At 63.1% G+C, this 15,708-nt stretch carries 15 protein-coding genes; 7 read left to right on the top strand and 8 right to left on the bottom strand.

What is annotated here, in order from left to right:
* Window positions 1-31 precede the first annotated feature (31 nt).
* Entirely contained in the window at window positions 32-451 is a 420-nt protein-coding gene (locus GT590_RS12015) for a pyridoxamine 5'-phosphate oxidase family protein (RefSeq protein WP_021410376.1), read from the top strand.
* A 4-nt stretch (window positions 452-455) separates the two neighbouring features.
* Here GT590_RS12015 and GT590_RS12010 read toward each other — a convergent pair whose 3' ends face one another.
* Window positions 456-674 (bottom strand): helix-turn-helix domain-containing protein, encoded by a 219-nt coding sequence (locus GT590_RS12010; protein ID WP_035577304.1) that lies wholly within the window; start codon window positions 672-674, stop codon window positions 456-458.
* A 135-nt stretch (window positions 675-809) separates the two neighbouring features.
* Here GT590_RS12010 and GT590_RS12005 point away from each other — a divergent pair, with 135 nt between their 5' ends.
* Complete coding sequence (locus GT590_RS12005) at window positions 810-1,004, top strand: hypothetical protein (RefSeq protein ID WP_021410579.1); 195 nt, start codon at window positions 810-812, stop codon at window positions 1,002-1,004.
* Between the two features lie 13 nt (window positions 1,005-1,017).
* Here the strand turns inward: GT590_RS12005 and GT590_RS12000 are convergent, their stop codons facing one another.
* A complete protein-coding gene (locus tag GT590_RS12000) occupies window positions 1,018-1,341 on the bottom strand; it encodes a DUF1292 domain-containing protein (RefSeq protein WP_009608865.1) in 324 nt (107 codons plus the stop codon).
* Between the two features lie 670 nt (window positions 1,342-2,011).
* Here GT590_RS12000 and GT590_RS11995 point away from each other — a divergent pair.
* A complete protein-coding gene (locus GT590_RS11995) occupies window positions 2,012-2,983 on the top strand; it encodes a hypothetical protein (RefSeq protein ID WP_021410585.1) in 972 nt (323 codons plus the stop codon).
* A gap of 97 nt (window positions 2,984-3,080) precedes the next feature.
* On the opposite strand, the gene GT590_RS11990 is transcribed toward GT590_RS11995, so the two are convergent.
* The 3 genes from GT590_RS11990 to GT590_RS14605 form a co-directional block, all read right to left on the bottom strand.
* A complete protein-coding gene (locus tag GT590_RS11990; RefSeq protein ID WP_021410598.1) occupies window positions 3,081-3,395 on the bottom strand; it encodes a cytochrome c3 family protein in 315 nt (104 codons plus the stop codon).
* Window positions 3,396-3,534: 139 nt separating this feature from the next.
* Window positions 3,535-5,304, bottom strand: coding sequence for an FAD-binding protein (locus GT590_RS11985; protein ID WP_021410589.1), 1,770 nt, complete (start codon window positions 5,302-5,304; stop codon window positions 3,535-3,537).
* 368 nt (window positions 5,305-5,672) lie between these two features.
* Window positions 5,673-5,846: a hypothetical protein gene (locus GT590_RS14605; RefSeq protein ID WP_229068553.1), complete on the bottom strand. Its 174-nt coding sequence runs from the start codon at window positions 5,844-5,846 to the stop codon at window positions 5,673-5,675.
* Here GT590_RS14605 and GT590_RS11980 point away from each other — a divergent pair.
* Window positions 5,833-6,972, top strand: a complete 1,140-nt coding sequence (locus tag GT590_RS11980) for a LuxR C-terminal-related transcriptional regulator (RefSeq protein ID WP_238329097.1) — start codon at window positions 5,833-5,835, stop codon at window positions 6,970-6,972. The genes GT590_RS14605 and GT590_RS11980 overlap by 14 nt on opposite strands.
* 39 nt (window positions 6,973-7,011) lie before the next feature.
* Here GT590_RS11980 and secD read toward each other — a convergent pair whose 3' ends face one another.
* Window positions 7,012-9,708 (bottom strand): protein translocase subunit SecD, encoded by a 2,697-nt coding sequence (gene secD / locus GT590_RS11975; protein WP_114557947.1) that lies wholly within the window; start codon window positions 9,706-9,708, stop codon window positions 7,012-7,014.
* A 201-nt stretch (window positions 9,709-9,909) separates the two neighbouring features.
* The gene (locus tag GT590_RS11970) at window positions 9,910-10,452 is read right to left on the bottom strand and encodes a MarR family winged helix-turn-helix transcriptional regulator (protein ID WP_139912133.1); all 543 of its coding nucleotides are present in this window, start codon (window positions 10,450-10,452) and stop codon (window positions 9,910-9,912) included.
* A 177-nt stretch (window positions 10,453-10,629) separates the two neighbouring features.
* On the opposite strand from GT590_RS11970, the gene GT590_RS11965 reads away from it, so the two are divergent.
* The 3 genes from GT590_RS11965 to GT590_RS11955 all read left to right on the top strand — a co-directional run bounded on the left by GT590_RS11965 (window position 10,630) and on the right by GT590_RS11955 (window position 14,508).
* Complete coding sequence (locus tag GT590_RS11965) at window positions 10,630-12,882, top strand: Txe/YoeB family addiction module toxin (RefSeq protein WP_114557949.1); 2,253 nt, start codon at window positions 10,630-10,632, stop codon at window positions 12,880-12,882.
* Window positions 12,883-12,974: 92 nt separating this feature from the next.
* Complete coding sequence (locus GT590_RS11960; RefSeq protein WP_114557950.1) at window positions 12,975-13,796, top strand: hypothetical protein; 822 nt, start codon at window positions 12,975-12,977, stop codon at window positions 13,794-13,796.
* 64 nt (window positions 13,797-13,860) lie between these two features.
* The gene (locus GT590_RS11955) at window positions 13,861-14,508 is read left to right on the top strand and encodes a putative ABC transporter permease (RefSeq protein ID WP_324249793.1); all 648 of its coding nucleotides are present in this window, start codon (window positions 13,861-13,863) and stop codon (window positions 14,506-14,508) included.
* Window positions 14,509-14,561: 53 nt separating this feature from the next.
* On the opposite strand, the gene tgt is transcribed toward GT590_RS11955, so the two are convergent.
* On the bottom strand, window positions 14,562-15,707 hold the full coding sequence (tgt, locus tag GT590_RS11950) for a tRNA guanosine(34) transglycosylase Tgt (RefSeq protein WP_114557952.1): 1,146 nt from the start codon (window positions 15,705-15,707) through the stop codon (window positions 14,562-14,564).
* Window position 15,708 lies beyond the last annotated feature (1 nt).

Genomic DNA, 15,708 nt, shown 5'->3' with positions numbered 1-15,708 from the left:
CCGCCCCATCTCCCAACCGAAAGGAACTCCCATGAACGGAACGAACACCATCGTCGACTACCTGACCAGCGTCCCGGCCTGGTACCTGGCAACGTGCGAGGGCGACCAGCCGCACGTGCGCCCCTTCAGCTTCGCCGCCGTGCAGGACGGGCGCATCTGGTTCTGCACCGCCACCACGAAAGACGTGTACCGCGAGCTGGAGGCCAACCCGAAGTTCGAGCTGACCGCCTGGAAGCCGGGCAGCGGCTGGGTTATCATGCGAGGCAAGGCCGTCCTCAAGGACGAGGCGAACGAGGACGTGCGTCGCGCGGGATACGAGCATATGACGGGGCTCGGCGAAAGCTACGAGGGACCGGGCGACGAAACGCTCACGTTCTTCACCGTGAGCGAACCCGAGGCATGGCTGTGCGACATCGACGGCAGCTGGAATCCCGTCGATCTCGAACGCTAGGGGTTCACAGCCCGTCGAAGAGCCGACCGACGGTAGTGTCGAGGCCTCCCGCGATGCGTTCGAGCATGTCGACCGTGGGGTTCGCCTTCCCGCTTTCGATATCGATGAGGTACTTGCGGCTAACGCCCACCATGAGGGCAAAGGAAGTTTGCGACACGTTAGCTTCCGAGCGGAGCCTCGCGATATTGGTTCCGAGCTGAGTTTTTAGTGAAGTGTTCTCCATGCCGGTTAAAGGCTAGTCCCGGCGGGAGGAAAAGTCGTAAACTATAGTTTACAGACCGTCAATAAAACAAGAGGTTTGTGCTATGAGTTTATCGAGAGGGTCATTGCTTGAGAGCAAGATCGCCGGAGGTCGCACATGAGCGGAACCGAGTACGAAGAACTGATGGACACGATCAGACGAACGGCGGCGCGCATTTTCGAATACGCCGAGACAGAAGAGGAAGTATGCCGCCTGGAGCAGGCGATCAACCACGAGATCATGTACGTGGCAGCCATCGCCCAATCCGAGCGGGTCAAGCCCCCCAGCGGCTGGGACCCGCTCGGCCGATAGCGATGCGCGCAGCCTACGCCGAGAAATCGTAGAGGTCCTTCGTGGCGGTGCGGAAGTCCTCGTAGACTTCGGCCGCCACGGCTTCATCCTCGACGATCTCGAAAGCCGAAGGCTGGCCGTCTTCGTCGAGCTCGGTCACTTCAAGCAGCACCACTTCTCCGGACGAGCCCACGGGCTCGTCCTCTGTTACCGGGAAGAAGAAGCCGTAGCTGCGATCGTTATGCAAGATGAGGCCGAGAAACTCGAGCTCCGTCCGATCACCGCTCTCATCCTCGAACACGAGGGTGATGCCCTCCTCGGTCGGCGGGCAGAAATTGGGGGCGCTTCCTTCGCGCATCGTGTGCTCCTTACCTCTCGCATGGTCGTTGGCGTTAGGGTACCACAAGCGCCACGCCGCGCGTATCCAAAGAACCCGACGACAGAGAAGCGTTAGACCCGCCCTGCCGGCCTCGCGCACGGGACGAGCGCCGGAAAGCCGAGACCCGCGAGACGGCCCAACCGCCTGCAATCCCGACACCGCCCCGCACCGCGGCAGGCCCCTGCATCCAGCGACAAGCTGCCCGATCCCTCCATGCGCTACGTAGGTCACCCAGCTCTCCGCCCGTTACGCAGGTGGCTCATCCTCCTCTTATTCGTTACGCAGGTCACCCATCCCCCTGTCTCTGCTTCCTCTTTATATAACCGTAATCATCATGGACAAAAATACGATCCTTTCAGTACTTTCAATGCGAGCATCTGGAAGACGAGCTTACTCCACCTGGGCTTATAGACGATCTTTGCTGCACAGTGCCCCTCATCAAGGCGAAAAAACACTGAATGGAGGTGGTTTTTGTCCATGATCGTTTTCATGATAGTATATGAACATGGCAATCGTCCTCTCACATACCACCGCAGCCGAATGCTGGCTTTCGGGACGTTTCGATGTCTCGCTCGGCGGGCCTTCGATCGCCCGTTGGCATCGACCGGCCGGATCGACCCAGGTCGAAACCGTTGCCACCAGGTTCGCGATGGATCGCCTCGACATCGCATACGCAGAGATGTTCGCATTCGGCGGCTCTCGAACGAGCGACGCCTTCGCATGCAGGGCGAGCGCGCGCGACGTCCAAGCGCTGCGATCGGACGTACTCGCTTTCGCATCCGATCCCGTGCACGTGCTCGTGCCCGGCAGAAGCGCCGCGCATGCCATGCGCGGCGCTACGTGCCACGTGCGCTCCGCCGCATTGCCCAACGGATCCCTCGTGCGCGCGCTTGGCAATCTGCTGATCTGCTCCCCTGAGCTGTGCTTCCTGCAGATGGCATCCACCATGCCGTTTCACCGGCTGGTGAAGCTGGGATTCGAACTGTGCGCGCTGTACACGCTTCAACCGGACGGCGCGGCGGGATACGGACGACCCTTCCCTCCAACCACCGTTCGAGCGATGGAACGCTACCTGGAACGATGCACGGGAATGCATGGAGCTGCAACAGCGCGCAAGGCGCTGCGCCACGTCGCGGTCGCTTCCGGCTCGCCCATGGAAACGGCGCTCGCCATTGTTCTGTGCCTCCCCCTGCGCCTTGGAGGCTACGGGCTGCCGCTTCCGCGCATGAACTATCGCATCGAGGCTCGACGCAGCGATCAGAGCACGTCGGACAAGCGCTACTACCTGTGCGACTTGTTCTGGCCCGAGGCGAACGTCGCCATCGAGTATGACAGCGACCTGGAGCACACCGGCCCCGCCCGAATCGCCGAAGACGCTCAGAGGCGTAACGACCTGACCTCGCTGGGTATCACGACGATCACCGCCACGCGCGGACAGGTCATGGATGCCGAGAAGCTCAGCCGCATCGCTCATCAGGTTGGAGCAATGCTGAACGTGCGCATCAGGGACGAACGAGGATGGAATCCTCGCGAACGGGCACAGCTCCTCCGCTCGCTCGTCACCGAGCACGACCTGAAAGCAAGCTGGACGAAAGCACGCCGCATCTCCGTTTCGAACTAAGCCCTTCATGCAAAAGAGCGGCCCCGGGGATCCGGGGCCGCTACTCGCGCCAGGCGCTTAGGGAGGGAAAAGGCGCCCGCGCTTCGGAGAGGGAGAATTACTTCGTCAGGCTGTGAAGGGGGCCGGAACCACGCTCGGCACTCTGCCAGCCTTCGGGCAACGGCGCGTCATGGCACTCGTTGCAGGTCAGGGTCGAAGTGCCCTCTACCGAGTGGCAGGTGATGCAATCGCCGGCGGCGAGGTGCGCCTTGTGGGGGTTGAACCCCTCGATGCCAGCATAATCGTCGTTCGCGGCGTTGATGGTCTCGCGAGAATGGCAGCTCAGACACAGCTTGTTGGGATACTCGTCGACATCGTCGAGCTGACCAGCGATATGAACGGCCTTCAACGAACCCGTCGGATACGATGTCACATCGGCGCCTCCCTCCGCGTCGCTCGAAGACTGAGAGGGCGCACACCCTCCGAGAGCCGTCGCCAACGCAACCATGGCCAACACAGCGCACAACTTCGTCGCTAAGCTCTTACTCTTCACGTCAAGCACCTCGACTCTCCTAGATGTTCGCATGGATGTAGTCCAGGCCGAGTATGTCTTTGACGGCGAGCCAGGCGAAGCACTGCCCATGGCCGATGCCGGATCCCATGACGTTCGGCGGATACACGTTGCCGTAGAACGAGCCAGCCGTGTTGCCTGCAGCGTACAGGCCGGGGATGGGTCGCCCTTCCTTGTCGAGGACGCGGCAGCGCTCGTCGTTCTTCAAGCCGCCGCGCGTCGAGGTCATCGACGAGCAGTGCTTGGAAGCGTAGAACGGCGGGGTGTCGATGGCGTTCATCCACAGCGGGTCCTTGTAGAAGTCGAGGTCCTCGCCCGCCTCGCACAGCTCGTTGTAGCGCTCGAACGTGGCCATGAAGATGTCCTTGTCGAAGCCGCAATGCTCGCACAGCTCCTCGATGGTATCGAACTTGAACGTGATGCCGTTCTCCACGTTCTTGTCCACTTCCTCCTGGGTGTTGGAGGCGGTATAGTCCTCCACCATGTACCCGCCCTCGGGGAACTTCTCCTTCCAAGCGCTGTCCCAGATGCTCCACGCGCAGCCGTCGGGCGTGCAGGTGAGCTTCGGGATGGAAGGCGACTGGAACGGCAGGTTCTCGGCCATGAGGCGACGGCCCGCGCCGTCCACCATCAGCACCGGCAGGTTGGCGACGCCGGCGTAGAAGTGCGTGCCGTCGAACGTGGTGGGCAGCGTGCCGTCCATCATGACGGCCGCGAACGGCCACAGATCGCCGCAGGCGAACTCGTCCATGTCGGCGCCGATCCAGATGCCCATCTTCTGGCCGTCGCCCGTGTCGTTCGTATTGATGTTGTAGCGGACGATCTTGCTGAGCGATACGTTGTAGTGCGCCATCATCTCGCGATCGGCAGCCATGTCGCCCGTGGTCAGCAGCACGCCCTTCGCAGCGTTGTACCGCACGTACTCGTCGGACTCGTTCTTGGCGATGACCCCCGTGCATCGGCCGCTCTCGTCGCGCACGAGCTGCACCGCAGGAGAATCGTAGTGGAACGTGGCGCCCTTCTCGGTGGCATAGGCCTCCATCACGCCGGTCCAGTCGACGGGGTTGCCCGTGGCGAAGAAGCCTCCGTCTTCCTGCGCGAAGAAGATCATCTGAGCGAAAGCCTGCCACAGGGGGCTTGCGCCCGGCATGCCCACGCCGTCGTTCGTGATCTTGTAGTCGAGCGAAGCGGCCGGAATCAGCTGGTAGCCCTTTTCGTTGAATATCTTCTCGAGCCAGTTGACGTAAGGGCCCGAGTTGTCGAACCACAGCCCGTAGGACGACATCCTGCCCTGCACGCCGTTGGTGATAGCCCACGTGGACGTCACGAACTCCTTGCGGTCGGTGGTCAGGCCCAGCTTGGTCTGCACGTCAGAGTTGAATCCGGCGGTGCACAGGCGGAACAGACCGTACGTGCTGCCCTTCTCCACCACGTGCACGTTCGCGCCGTTCTCCGCCGCCAGCATGGCCGCGGGCAGGCCGCAGATGCCCGCGCCGCAGATGACGATGTCGCACTCGACGGTTTCGACGATGTCGCTGTCGGGAATGGGGTCGGGCGGCGTGAGGAACGACGGCTGGCCCGACGCCGCAGGCGCCTTCGCAGCCGAGTCCGGGGCAGATGCCACTTCTTCGGCAGGTGTTTTGGTCTCGGCATCCGATGAGCCGCTGCATCCGGCAAGTCCGAGCGCTGCGCCTGCGCCTACCATCGCAGCGCCGGTGAGGAATCCGCGTCGGGATATGCCCTGATCCAGTATGCGTGCTTGTTCTTGCATGATGTCCCCTTTCTTTAGTCTCCTTGAGACCGACCCGCTTGCCCGAAGCGTTCGGCCTGGCAAAAACTTACTCGTCCATCGGCGGGTTAAGAAATCGGTAATCTTGCAATACAAGGGGCATTTCGATGACCGCAGTCGATAACCCTCGATAACCCTCGAAAGGGTTAGTGCTTTAGCCCTGGCTGATTCATCCGAGATGGGGTACTGTCTTAAGATAGCTTCTGGAGGGGAGTGGACATGGGGAATGAACGGGGCTCGGACGCTGTCGCAAAGTTGCGAAGCGCCCTTGCAAACACGCGAGAGAAAATCGTGTCGGACGGGCTGTTCGTCGGCACGTCCTGCGCCATTGCGCTCGTGTCGTACACACACTACACCCCGGTGCTAGCCCACACCTCGCCCGAAGCGCTGTCGTTCTCCGACGTTGCATGCTTGTTCGGCGCGTTGACCTCGCTCGTGTTGCTCGCATTCTCGAGGCACGACCGACCCGTGTTCGCCCAGCCGACGGTCATCTGGATTTCCAGCGCCTGCGTGCTGGTCAGCATTCTCGCGTTCGCCTTGTTCCCTGCATTGGCATATATGTCTCCCCTTCTCGTCTCATTGGTAGGAGGCGGCTTATTCGGTGTCTACCTTTCCGTCATGGCCGTGTGCTGGCTGTGGGTGTACGCTCATCACAGCGCGGCTGTCGTCATCTGGAACATCGCGTTCTCCGCCCTTGTCGGCGCGATCATGCTGTGGTTCATCGTAGGAATGGACACGCCGCGCGTGGCATGCAGCCTCGCAGCCTTGCTGTGCATTGGCGCCTACTCGCTGACGAAGCGCATGCGCCTTCTGCAAGGATCTCTCCTTGATCAATCTTCCCTCGATTCGGACAGACACACGCCCGCCCACATCATCGTCGCCACGTTCCTGTTCAGCTACGCCTTCATGGTGTCGCTTTCCTTCGCCGGGCTCGAACACTTTTCCCTGGCATTCTCAGCGATCGTCATCCTCATACCTTTCTTGCTAGTCAGCGTGCTGATGATTTCTTTCAAGCGACTTACCGTGCTGTCGCTGCTCAACGTTGCCGTGCCCATTATCGTGACGGCAACGCTATCGGCATCGTTTTTGGACCTCAATCCGGTGATCACATTCGATCTCGCCCTCATCGGCATCTTGCTATTCTTGGCTTATGCGGTGGTGTTCCTGTGCGCCATCACCGAGAAGACCGACTCGCATGCGTACCGAGCGTTCTCTTTGTTGATGCTGAGCTATTTCGGAGGATGCATCGTCGGCAGAGCCGTTTCCGCATGGGCAATGTTCGGTACAATGCGCGCGCACGACATTGTCGTGCTGACATCGGTCCTCGCTGTGCTCATGGCCATGCTCTTATGCGTTCGCAACGGATTCATGCCGAAGCAGCTGATCGCCTTGTTCGATCCTGGTCATATGAGCGAGAAAAACGGATTGACCGACGAGCAAGCCGTGCGTCTGGAGCAGGTTTCCGTTCGGTGCAATCTCGGAAAACGCGAGCGCGAAGTACTTGGACTTTTGCTGCAGCAGAAAACCGCCAGCGAGATCGCTACCGAGATGACCATTGCCAACGGCACGGCAAAATCCCATATCCGACACGTGTATAAAAAGCTCGGCATCCACAGCCGCGAGGAATTGTTCGACCTGTTTGAACGGTAGAGATCGAAAACGGCCCCGGGGATCCGGGGCCGTTCGGCTTTACTTCTTGTCGGGGCGCTTCTTGCGCTTGGCCTTCGGGGGCTTCGGCGCGGCCTTCGCGGCGGTGGCGCCGTGCGGCTCCTCGGCCCGAAGCTTCTCGGGCGCCAGCGCGGCGGACGCAGGCGCGACCGTGGCCTTCACGGCCTTCTTGCCGGAAAGCGTCGCCGCCATCGCGTTCGGGTTGCCGAACTCGAACCGGCCGACCTCGGGCCCGAACTTCTTCACCAGCTTCTGGTAGCAGGGCTCGCGCGTCTTCCACATCGCGTACAAAGGCGACGCCACCGCGATGGACGAGTACGAGCCGCACACGAGGCCGATTACCATGGCGAACGCGAAGTCCTTCAGCGTCTCGCCGCCGAACAGCAGCATGGCCAGCACCGGGATCAGCGAGGTGAGCGTCGTGTTGATGGTACGCACCAGCACCTGGTTGATGGAGTGGTTCGCCATCGTCATGAACGTGCACTTGATGTCGTCGGACTGCATGTTGTCGTTGATGCGGTGGAACACGACCACCGTGTCGTACAGCGAGTACCCCAGGATGGTGAGCAGCGCGGCGATGGTGTTCGGGTTCACCTCGCGGCCCACCAGCGCGTACACGCCCATGACCAGCACCAGGTCGTGCAGCAGCGCCACGATGGCAGTGACGCCCATCTTGTACTCGAAGCGGATGGCGATGTAGATGATGATGAGCACGATGGACACGAGGAACGCGATGAGCGACGACTGGATGACGCTGGCGCCCCAGTCCGGGCCGATGGTGGTCACCTCGAAGCTGTCGGTGGACAGCCCCAGCTTGTCCGCCACCTGGTTCGCGCGCTGCGTGGCCTCTTCGGCGCTCGTGGTGGTGGTGCGCACGAGGAAGCCCTGGTCGCCGTCGGCGGTGGTCGTCTGCACCACGGCGTCGGGCTCGCCGGCGTCGTTGAACGCGGTGCGCATCTGCTCGGTGCTCACGTCGCCCGTGTTATGGAACGACACCGACGTGCCGCCTACGAACTCGATGCCGAAGTTCAGCCCTTTCACGCCCACGATGGCCAGCGACACGCACACCAGCACCGCGGCCACGCCCAAGAACACGCGGCGGTGGCCCAGGAAGTTGATGTCGTGCTTGATGAACTTGCCCTGCGGCTTGCGCGCGGCACGCGCAGCGGCCTCGCCCGCGGCGCCCTCGGCGCGCTGGGCGGCCTCCTCGGACTCGGCGGCGTTGATGGCCTCGCCGGCCTCGGCCGCGGCGGTGCTGGTGCCCTCGGCGGCGGCCAGCGCCGCGTAGTCCTTCGACGCGGCCAGGCTGTCCTTGATGCCCCAGAAGCCCGGATGCCGCGCGATCACCTTCGGCGCCAGCAGGCGGATGAGCGGTGCCTTGAACAGCAGCATCATGGCGATGTCACAGGCGATGCCCAGCGCCAGCGTCAGGCCGAAGCCCTTGACCGACGCGCTGGCCAGGAAGAACAGCGACAGCGCCGACACGAGCGTGACGAGGTCGGCGTCGATGGAGGTGACGATGGCGTGCTTCACGCCCGTCACGGACGCGGCGCGCACGCTGCGGCCCATGCGGATCTCCTCGCGGAAGCGTTCCATGGTGAGAATGGACGAGTCGGCCGCCATGCCGATGGTCAGCACGATGCCCGCGATGCCCGCAAGCGAGAGGCTGAACAGGCCGAACGACGACAACGTGGCCAGGATGCCCAGGTACAGCACCGCGAACACGATCATTGCCGCCGCGGTGATGAGGCCCAGGCCGCGGTAGAAGAACAGCAGGTACAGCATGACCACCGCAAGGCCGATGAGCGCCACCAGCACGCCGGACGCCAGCGCATCCTGGCCGAGCGTCGGGCCCACGGTCTGGCTCTGGGCGTATTCGAAGCTGACGGGCAGCGAACCGCTTTCCAGCACGGTCTGCATCGCCTTGGCCTCGTCGAGCGAGTACCCGCCCGTGATCTGCACGTTGCCGTCGGGGATTTCGGACTGGACGGCGGGGGCGGACTGCACCTCGTTGTCCAGGATGATGACGATCTTGCCCTTCGTGGGCGCAAGCTCCTTCGTGGCGTCCGCGAACGCCTTGGCGCCTTCCGCGTCCAGCGTGATGTTCACGGCGTAGTCGGTGGACGTCTCGGAGGGCTTGCCGATGTCCACCTTCGTGATGTCCGCGCCGGTGACGATGGGCGTGTAGGTGCCGTCCTCCACCTTGAGGTGCTGCGTCTCGCCCGTGGGCAGCGTCAGCACGCCCAGGTCGTCGGACACGTGGCCCTCGCCGGAAGCCTGGCCGCTCTCGATCTTCTGCTTCGCGTCCTCGTCGGTGAACGAGTCTAGGCGCGCGAACTCCAGCTTGCCGGTTTTGCCGATGGTGTTCAGCGCGTCCTCGGTGTTCGTGAGGCCGGGGATCTGCACGAGGATCTGGTCGGTGCCCTGCACCTGCACCACGGCCTCCGAGGCGCCCAGCGCGTTGACGCGGCTCTCGATGATGGCGCGCGACTTCTCCATGTCGTCGTTGGTCACGTCGGCGCCGTCCGTCGACTTCGCCGTGAGCACCACCGACAGGCCGCCCTGGATGTCGAGGCCCTGGTTGATCTTCTCTTGCGGCGGCATGAACATGAAGACCGATCCCAACACCAGCAGGGTCGTGATGATGAGCAGCCAGATGTTGCGCCGGTCGGTGGACCGCGCGGGTTTCTTCTTCGTCGTCTTCTGCGTTGCCGCCATGTGACGTTCTCCCTTGTACGCTTATGTACGCTTGTCGTGCATGCTTGGACGCGCGAAGCCGAGGGCTTCTGCGCATTAACTGTCCTATTGTGCCACAACCGAGGAGAACGGGAAAGGAAGGGTGTTGAAAAGATCAGGGAAAAGCCCGGCGACTGCGCGCGAATTAGAAACGCAGGTTGCGCGCAGGCGCCGGGATGGTTCTCAGCCTTCGTCCAGCTCGTCGAGGCCGCGGCCGAACGCCTCGGCATACGCGTCAACCGAGCGGGTCGCGGCCTTGATGTCCTCGACGTCGGTGCCCTGCAGAGCCTCGGACTCCAACCGATGGAGGCTCGCGAACACCTGCTCGCAGAACCGGGTTCCCTCGTCGGTGAGCGAGATCGTCTTCGCGCGGGCATCCACGGGCGAGACTGCCTCCTGCGTGTAGCCCTTCATCTTCAATCCCGCGAGGATGGAGCCCACGGTCTGCTTGGGAAGCCACAGGGTCTTGCTGACCAGCTGCTGGCTGCACGCGCCCTTCGCGTAGTACAAGACCAGCAGCACCAGCAGCGAGTTCAAGTTGAGCTTGTGCTGCTTCGCGAACCGCTCGTACTGCGCCATGCTCTTCAAGAGAGACCGGTTCAGCTCCAAGGTGGGCATGAGGTAGTCTTCGGTCAGGCCTTCGCCGTACAGCGCCTGCAGGACCTCCATGAACTCATCCCGGGAGGCTGCAGCCTCCCCCTTCCGCCCCGAGTCCTTCTTCGGCATCACACACCTCCTGGATACGTGAACTTTGGCACCCAATATAGCTCACTTTCCTCGATCCGCAATCAAGCAGAGCCCGAAAATCCCAAAATTAGACTGATTTCAGATTATTTTCTAGACTTCGGCACCTTAGCACGTTAGAATATAGTCCGAATTCAGTCTATTAGAGAAAGGAATGCCATGTCCGACCTTGTGCACATGAGCCCGGCGACGCTTTCGAAAGGACGTTTATGGGCGGCTCTCGTGGTGATATTGTTCGGCCAATTCATCGTTTCGATCGATCTGACGGTGCTCAACATCGCGCTGCCGGATCTGACGAAGGACTTGAACCCCACATCCGATCAGCTTCTGTGGATCGTCGACGTGTATTCTCTCGTGCTGGCGGGCTTGCTGGTGGCGACGAGCTCGCTTTCCGACCGTTTCGGCAGGAAGCGCACGCTGCTCGCCGGCTTCTTTCTGTTCGGCGTGGGATCACTGCTGGTTCTATTCGCCAACAGCCCCGAATTCGTCATCGCCATCCGCGCGTTTCTAGGCGTGGGCGGCGCGCTGATCATGCCCGTCACCGTGTCGATGATCCGCAGCATCTTTCAAGATGCGAAGGAGCGCGCGTTCGCCGTCGCGGCGTGGTCGGCCATCGGAGCGCTCGGCATGGCCACCGGGCCGCTCATCGGAGGCTTTCTGCTCGAGCACTTCAATTGGCATGCGGCTTTCCTCGTCAACGTGCCGCTCATGGCGATCGCGCTGGGCGCAGGCATCTTCGTTCTGCCGGAAGTGCGCTTGAAGAAGCCGGGCTCGTTCGACATCCTCGCCTCCCTCATCTTCCTCGCCGGCATGGTGCTGTTCCTGTGGGGCATCAAGCACCTCGCCGCCGAACTCGCGTTCGACACCCAGGGGGTAGCCGCGGTCGCAGCCGGCGTGGTGCTGCTGGGCCTGTTCATCTACCGGTGCCTGCACGCCAAGACGCCGGTCGTCGACCTGTCGCTCTTCCGCAGCAAGCCCTTCACGGCGGGCATCATCGCCACCGCGGGCTGCATGTTCGCCATGGCGACCCTGCTCTACATGCTTTCCCAATGGCTGCAGCTGGTTAACGGCGACGGCACGCTCGAAGCGGGCGTGAAGCTGGTGCCCATGGCCATCGCCAGCCTTCTCGCGAGCGCCGTGGCCACGCCGCTCGCCATGCGGCTGAAGCCGCGCAACGTGGTGGCCGGCGGCCTGATACTGGCTGCAGCCGCCATGATGATGCTCATGTTCTTCAAGGACGACTTGGAGCTGCTGCCCGTCATGATCTCCACCACGCTGGTCGGCGTGGGAACGGGCGCGCTGGCCATCGGAGCGTCGCTCATCATGTGCGAGACCCCCGTCGAGAAGGCATCGAGCGCGGGCAGCCTGCAAGAGGTGTCCTACGACCTGGGCAACGTGCTGGGCGTGGCCATCCTGGGCAGCCTCGCCTCCATCATCTACCGCAGCGGGCTTCCCACCGGCGAGCTGCGCGCAATGGGCCTGGACGGCAGGACCATCGACGCCGCCGAGCAGTCGCTTTCCGCCACATCGGTCATCGCGCACGAGCTGGGCTTGCCCCAACTGCTTCAAAAGGGCATCGAGGCGTTCAACGACTCCGTCGTCATCACGTGCTTCGTCGGCGGCGTCATCATCCTCGTGGTGGCCGTCGTGGTGCGGGCGCTCATCCCCCGCGACGTGAAGATCACCGAAGACGACGAGGCTCCAGGCGACGGCGATGCCCCGTTGTTGGGAGACGGCGATCCGTCGACGACCGGCGACGGCTCTCCGTCGGAAGAAGGCGAAGCCCCCTCGCTCGGCGAAGGCGATGCTCCTTCGCACGACGGAGGCGCCCCGTCGAACGAAAGCGAAGCCCCGTTGCACGAAGCACGCAACCTCCTGGGCACCGGCGACGCCCCCTCCGCCGTGAAAACGGTGAGCGTGTTCGTGGACGAGGACACGCTGCGCGAGATGAAAGCCGTCTGCAGCCAATTCGGCATCGGAACGGATGCGGCTTTCAGGATCTTCGCCAACAAGGTGGCACGCGAGCGCCGCATCCCCTTCAAGCTGTCCGTCGACCCTCTGTGCTGCGAAGAGTACCTGAACAGCCTGCGCCGCTGCATGCGCGCGATCGACGAGGGCAACGGCGTGCAGGAGTTCCGGAAGATGGTGCGCATATGGGCGCCCCAGGCATGGAACGACTACACCCGGATGAAGAGCGAGGACATCGAGAGCCGCAAGCGCGTCAAGGCGCTGATCAGGGACATCGAGAAGAACGGGGCCTCCGAAGGCGTCGGCAAGCCCGAGCAGCTGCAAGGTGACCTGTCGAGCCTCTGGTCGCGGCGCATCGACAAGCGCAACAGGCTGGTCTACCGCATCGCGGAAGGCAACGTCGAGATCATATCCTGCAAAACCCACGTCGCCGACCGCGTATGAACCGAACCCGCAACGGCCGCCGCACTCTTCCCGGAGGCGGCGGCCGGCCACACCTCAAAGCCTCTGAACCCGCAAGAAAGGAACGATGGATTATGAAGAAGAAAGCGTCCCTGATCGCGCTCTGCGCGCTGAGCCTGACCGCAGCGTTCGCCCTCGCCGGATGCGGGGCGAGCCTCGATCGGGAGATCGCCGTGCAGGGCATGACGATGAAGGTTCCCTCGAACTGGGTTGAGAGCTCCGATGCGGAAGCCTCGAGCCTCGACCCGTCCCGTCTCGAAGCCCCCAGCGCGGCTTCGGCAATCGCCTCCGCCCCGAATGCTGAAACGACGAACGCGCCCCTCCCGGACGCCGAGACGGCTGGCGTCGAAGCCGCGGATGCAAGCGAGGGCGCGAACGTCGAAGCCGAAGCAGCCGGCGCTGCCGCACTCGCTGCCGCGGATGCCGAAAGCCCCGAAGCCGGCAATGGCGAAGCCGCTGCAACAGCTGTCGAGGTCGGGCAACCCGCGAGCCAGACGATCCCCGATGCGCCGAGCGGCGTCAAAACGGGTGGAACCGTCATGTACCGCGACGTCGACGAGGACAACGACGACGAGTACAACGCCATATCCGTTACGCACCTTCCGCTGACGAGCTGCGCGGCCAAGACCGCCCAAGAGGCCATCGCGCTCAAGCAGCTGCAGGCCGAGAAGGAGTTCGGCGCGATCAACTGGGATATCGACAAGGAGAAGTCGAGCGTGATCGACGGATCCCAAGTCACGAAGTACGAGTACAGCTTCGAGAAGGAGATCGATCACGTGACTAAGAAATACGAGTACAAGACCATCTACGTCTTCAACTCCAGCATGTGCTACGAGATCTCCGTGTACGGCAACGCCGCCTCCGTCGACGACGTCGTGAACAGCATAGAGTTCTAATCCACCGCCTCGGCAAGGAGCACCATGGAAGCAACCGCGACGAACAGCCGGATCAAATCCCTCCATCCCCTCAACATGCAGCTTCTGTTCTGGCTGTTCGTCGTCGCCTCCATCGCAGGGCTCGCAATCGAGACGGCTTTTCACGCCGTCGTCTTCGGGGGCTACGAAAGCCGTCCGGGCCTCGTGTGGGGACCGTTCTCCCCCCATCTACGGCACGGGGGCCGTCATGCTCACCATAGTCGCCGCTCGGTTCTCCGATCTGAGCACCCCAGCGATGTTCTTAGTGTCGGCGTTGATCGGTTCGGCCGTCGAACTGGCCACCGGCTGGCTCATGGAGATTCTCTTCGGCGCCGTCGCATGGGACTACAGCCATCTCCCCGGCAGCTTCGGCAGAAGCCTGAACCTGGGGTTCACCCTTTTGTGGGGCGCTCTCGGGCTCGCTTGGACGCATTGCGCCATGCCTCTGATCTACCGCATCTCGCAGAGAGTGGATTGGAAAAGCACGGCCGTTCGGATCCTCAGCGCAGTTGGCACGGCGTTCATGGTCTTCAACATCGCCGTCACCCTCCAGGTGCTCGCGCGCGAGAGCGCCCGGGCAGACGACCTCCCTCCCGCCAACTCGATCGAACGGTGCATCGACGAGCACTTTCCTTCTTCCTGGGTTCAGAAACGATTCGAGAATATGAGCATCAACGGCTTGCGATCGCGCTGAGCGCTCTCTCACGAACGCTGCGGCGCAGTCGATCCTGCGACGAGCGAACGGCGCTAGTAGTCCTTCGCCGCGGAGCTTGCCATCCACTGCTCGTAGAACTCCTCGTACGCGTCGGCCAGCACGGCCTCGCGGGCGCGGCGCATGAGGTCGATGAGGTAGTGCAGGTTGTGGATGGACAACAGGATGCCGCCCAGCATCTCGTTCTGCTTCACGAGGTGGCGGATGTAGGCGCGGCTGTGGTTTTGGCACGTCGGGCAGGTGCACGCGGGATCGAGCGGGCCGAAGTCGCGCGTGAACTTCGCGTTGCGCATGTTCATGCGACCGGTCGACGAGAACGCCGTGCCCATGCGGGCCGTGCGCGTGGGAAGCACGCAGTCGAACATGTCCACGCCCTCGCGCACCGCGCGCACCAGCGTGGTGGGGTTGCCCACGCCCATCAGGTAGCGCGGACGATCCTCGGGGCACGCGCGGGCAACCTCGCCCAGCGTCTGGAACATCACCTCGTGATCCTCGCCCACCGAGTAGCCGCCGATGCCGAAGCCGCCGAAGCGGCGCCCGCCTGCGGCCACGCTCTCGTCCTCGATCTCGCGCAGGCGGCGGACGGACTCAAGCCGCAGATCCAGCTCCATGCCGCCCTGCACGATGCCGAACAGCGTCTGGTCGGGACGCTTGTGCGCGGCCAGGCAGCGGCGCGCCCAGTTGGCCGACAGGTCCACGGCCTTCGCCACGAACGCCTTCTCGGACGGGTACGGCGTGCACTGGTCCAGCTGCATGGCGATGTCGGCGCCCAGCTGCTCCTGGATGGCCATGTTGCTCTCGGGCGTCCAACGCACCTTCGTGCCGTCGTAGATGGAGCGGAACGTGAGGCCCTCGTCGTCCAGCTTGAGCGTGTCGGCCAGGCTGAACACCTGGAAGCCGCCCGAGTCGGTGAGCATGGGGCCGTCGTAGTTCATGAAGCGGTGCACGCCGCCGGCTTCGGCCACCACGTCGGCGCCGGGGCGCAACGACAGGTGGTACGTGTTGGCCAGCACCACCTGGCTGTCCAGGTCGCGCAACTGGCCCGCGGTGACGCCCTTCACCGTGGCGCTGGTGCCCACCGGCATGAACATGGGCGTTTGGAACGTTCCGTGCGCGGTCTCGTAGGACAGCGCACGGGCATGCCCGCTGGTCGCTTGGATCTCGCAGTCGAACAGCGCCATG

The sequence above is a fragment of the Eggerthella sp. BIOML-A1 genome, assembly GCF_009875595.1.
Lineage (GTDB): Bacteria > Actinomycetota > Coriobacteriia > Coriobacteriales > Eggerthellaceae > Eggerthella > Eggerthella lenta.
Note: the sequence above shows the minus strand (reverse complement) of the source record. Positions and strands in the feature narration are given on the sequence as shown.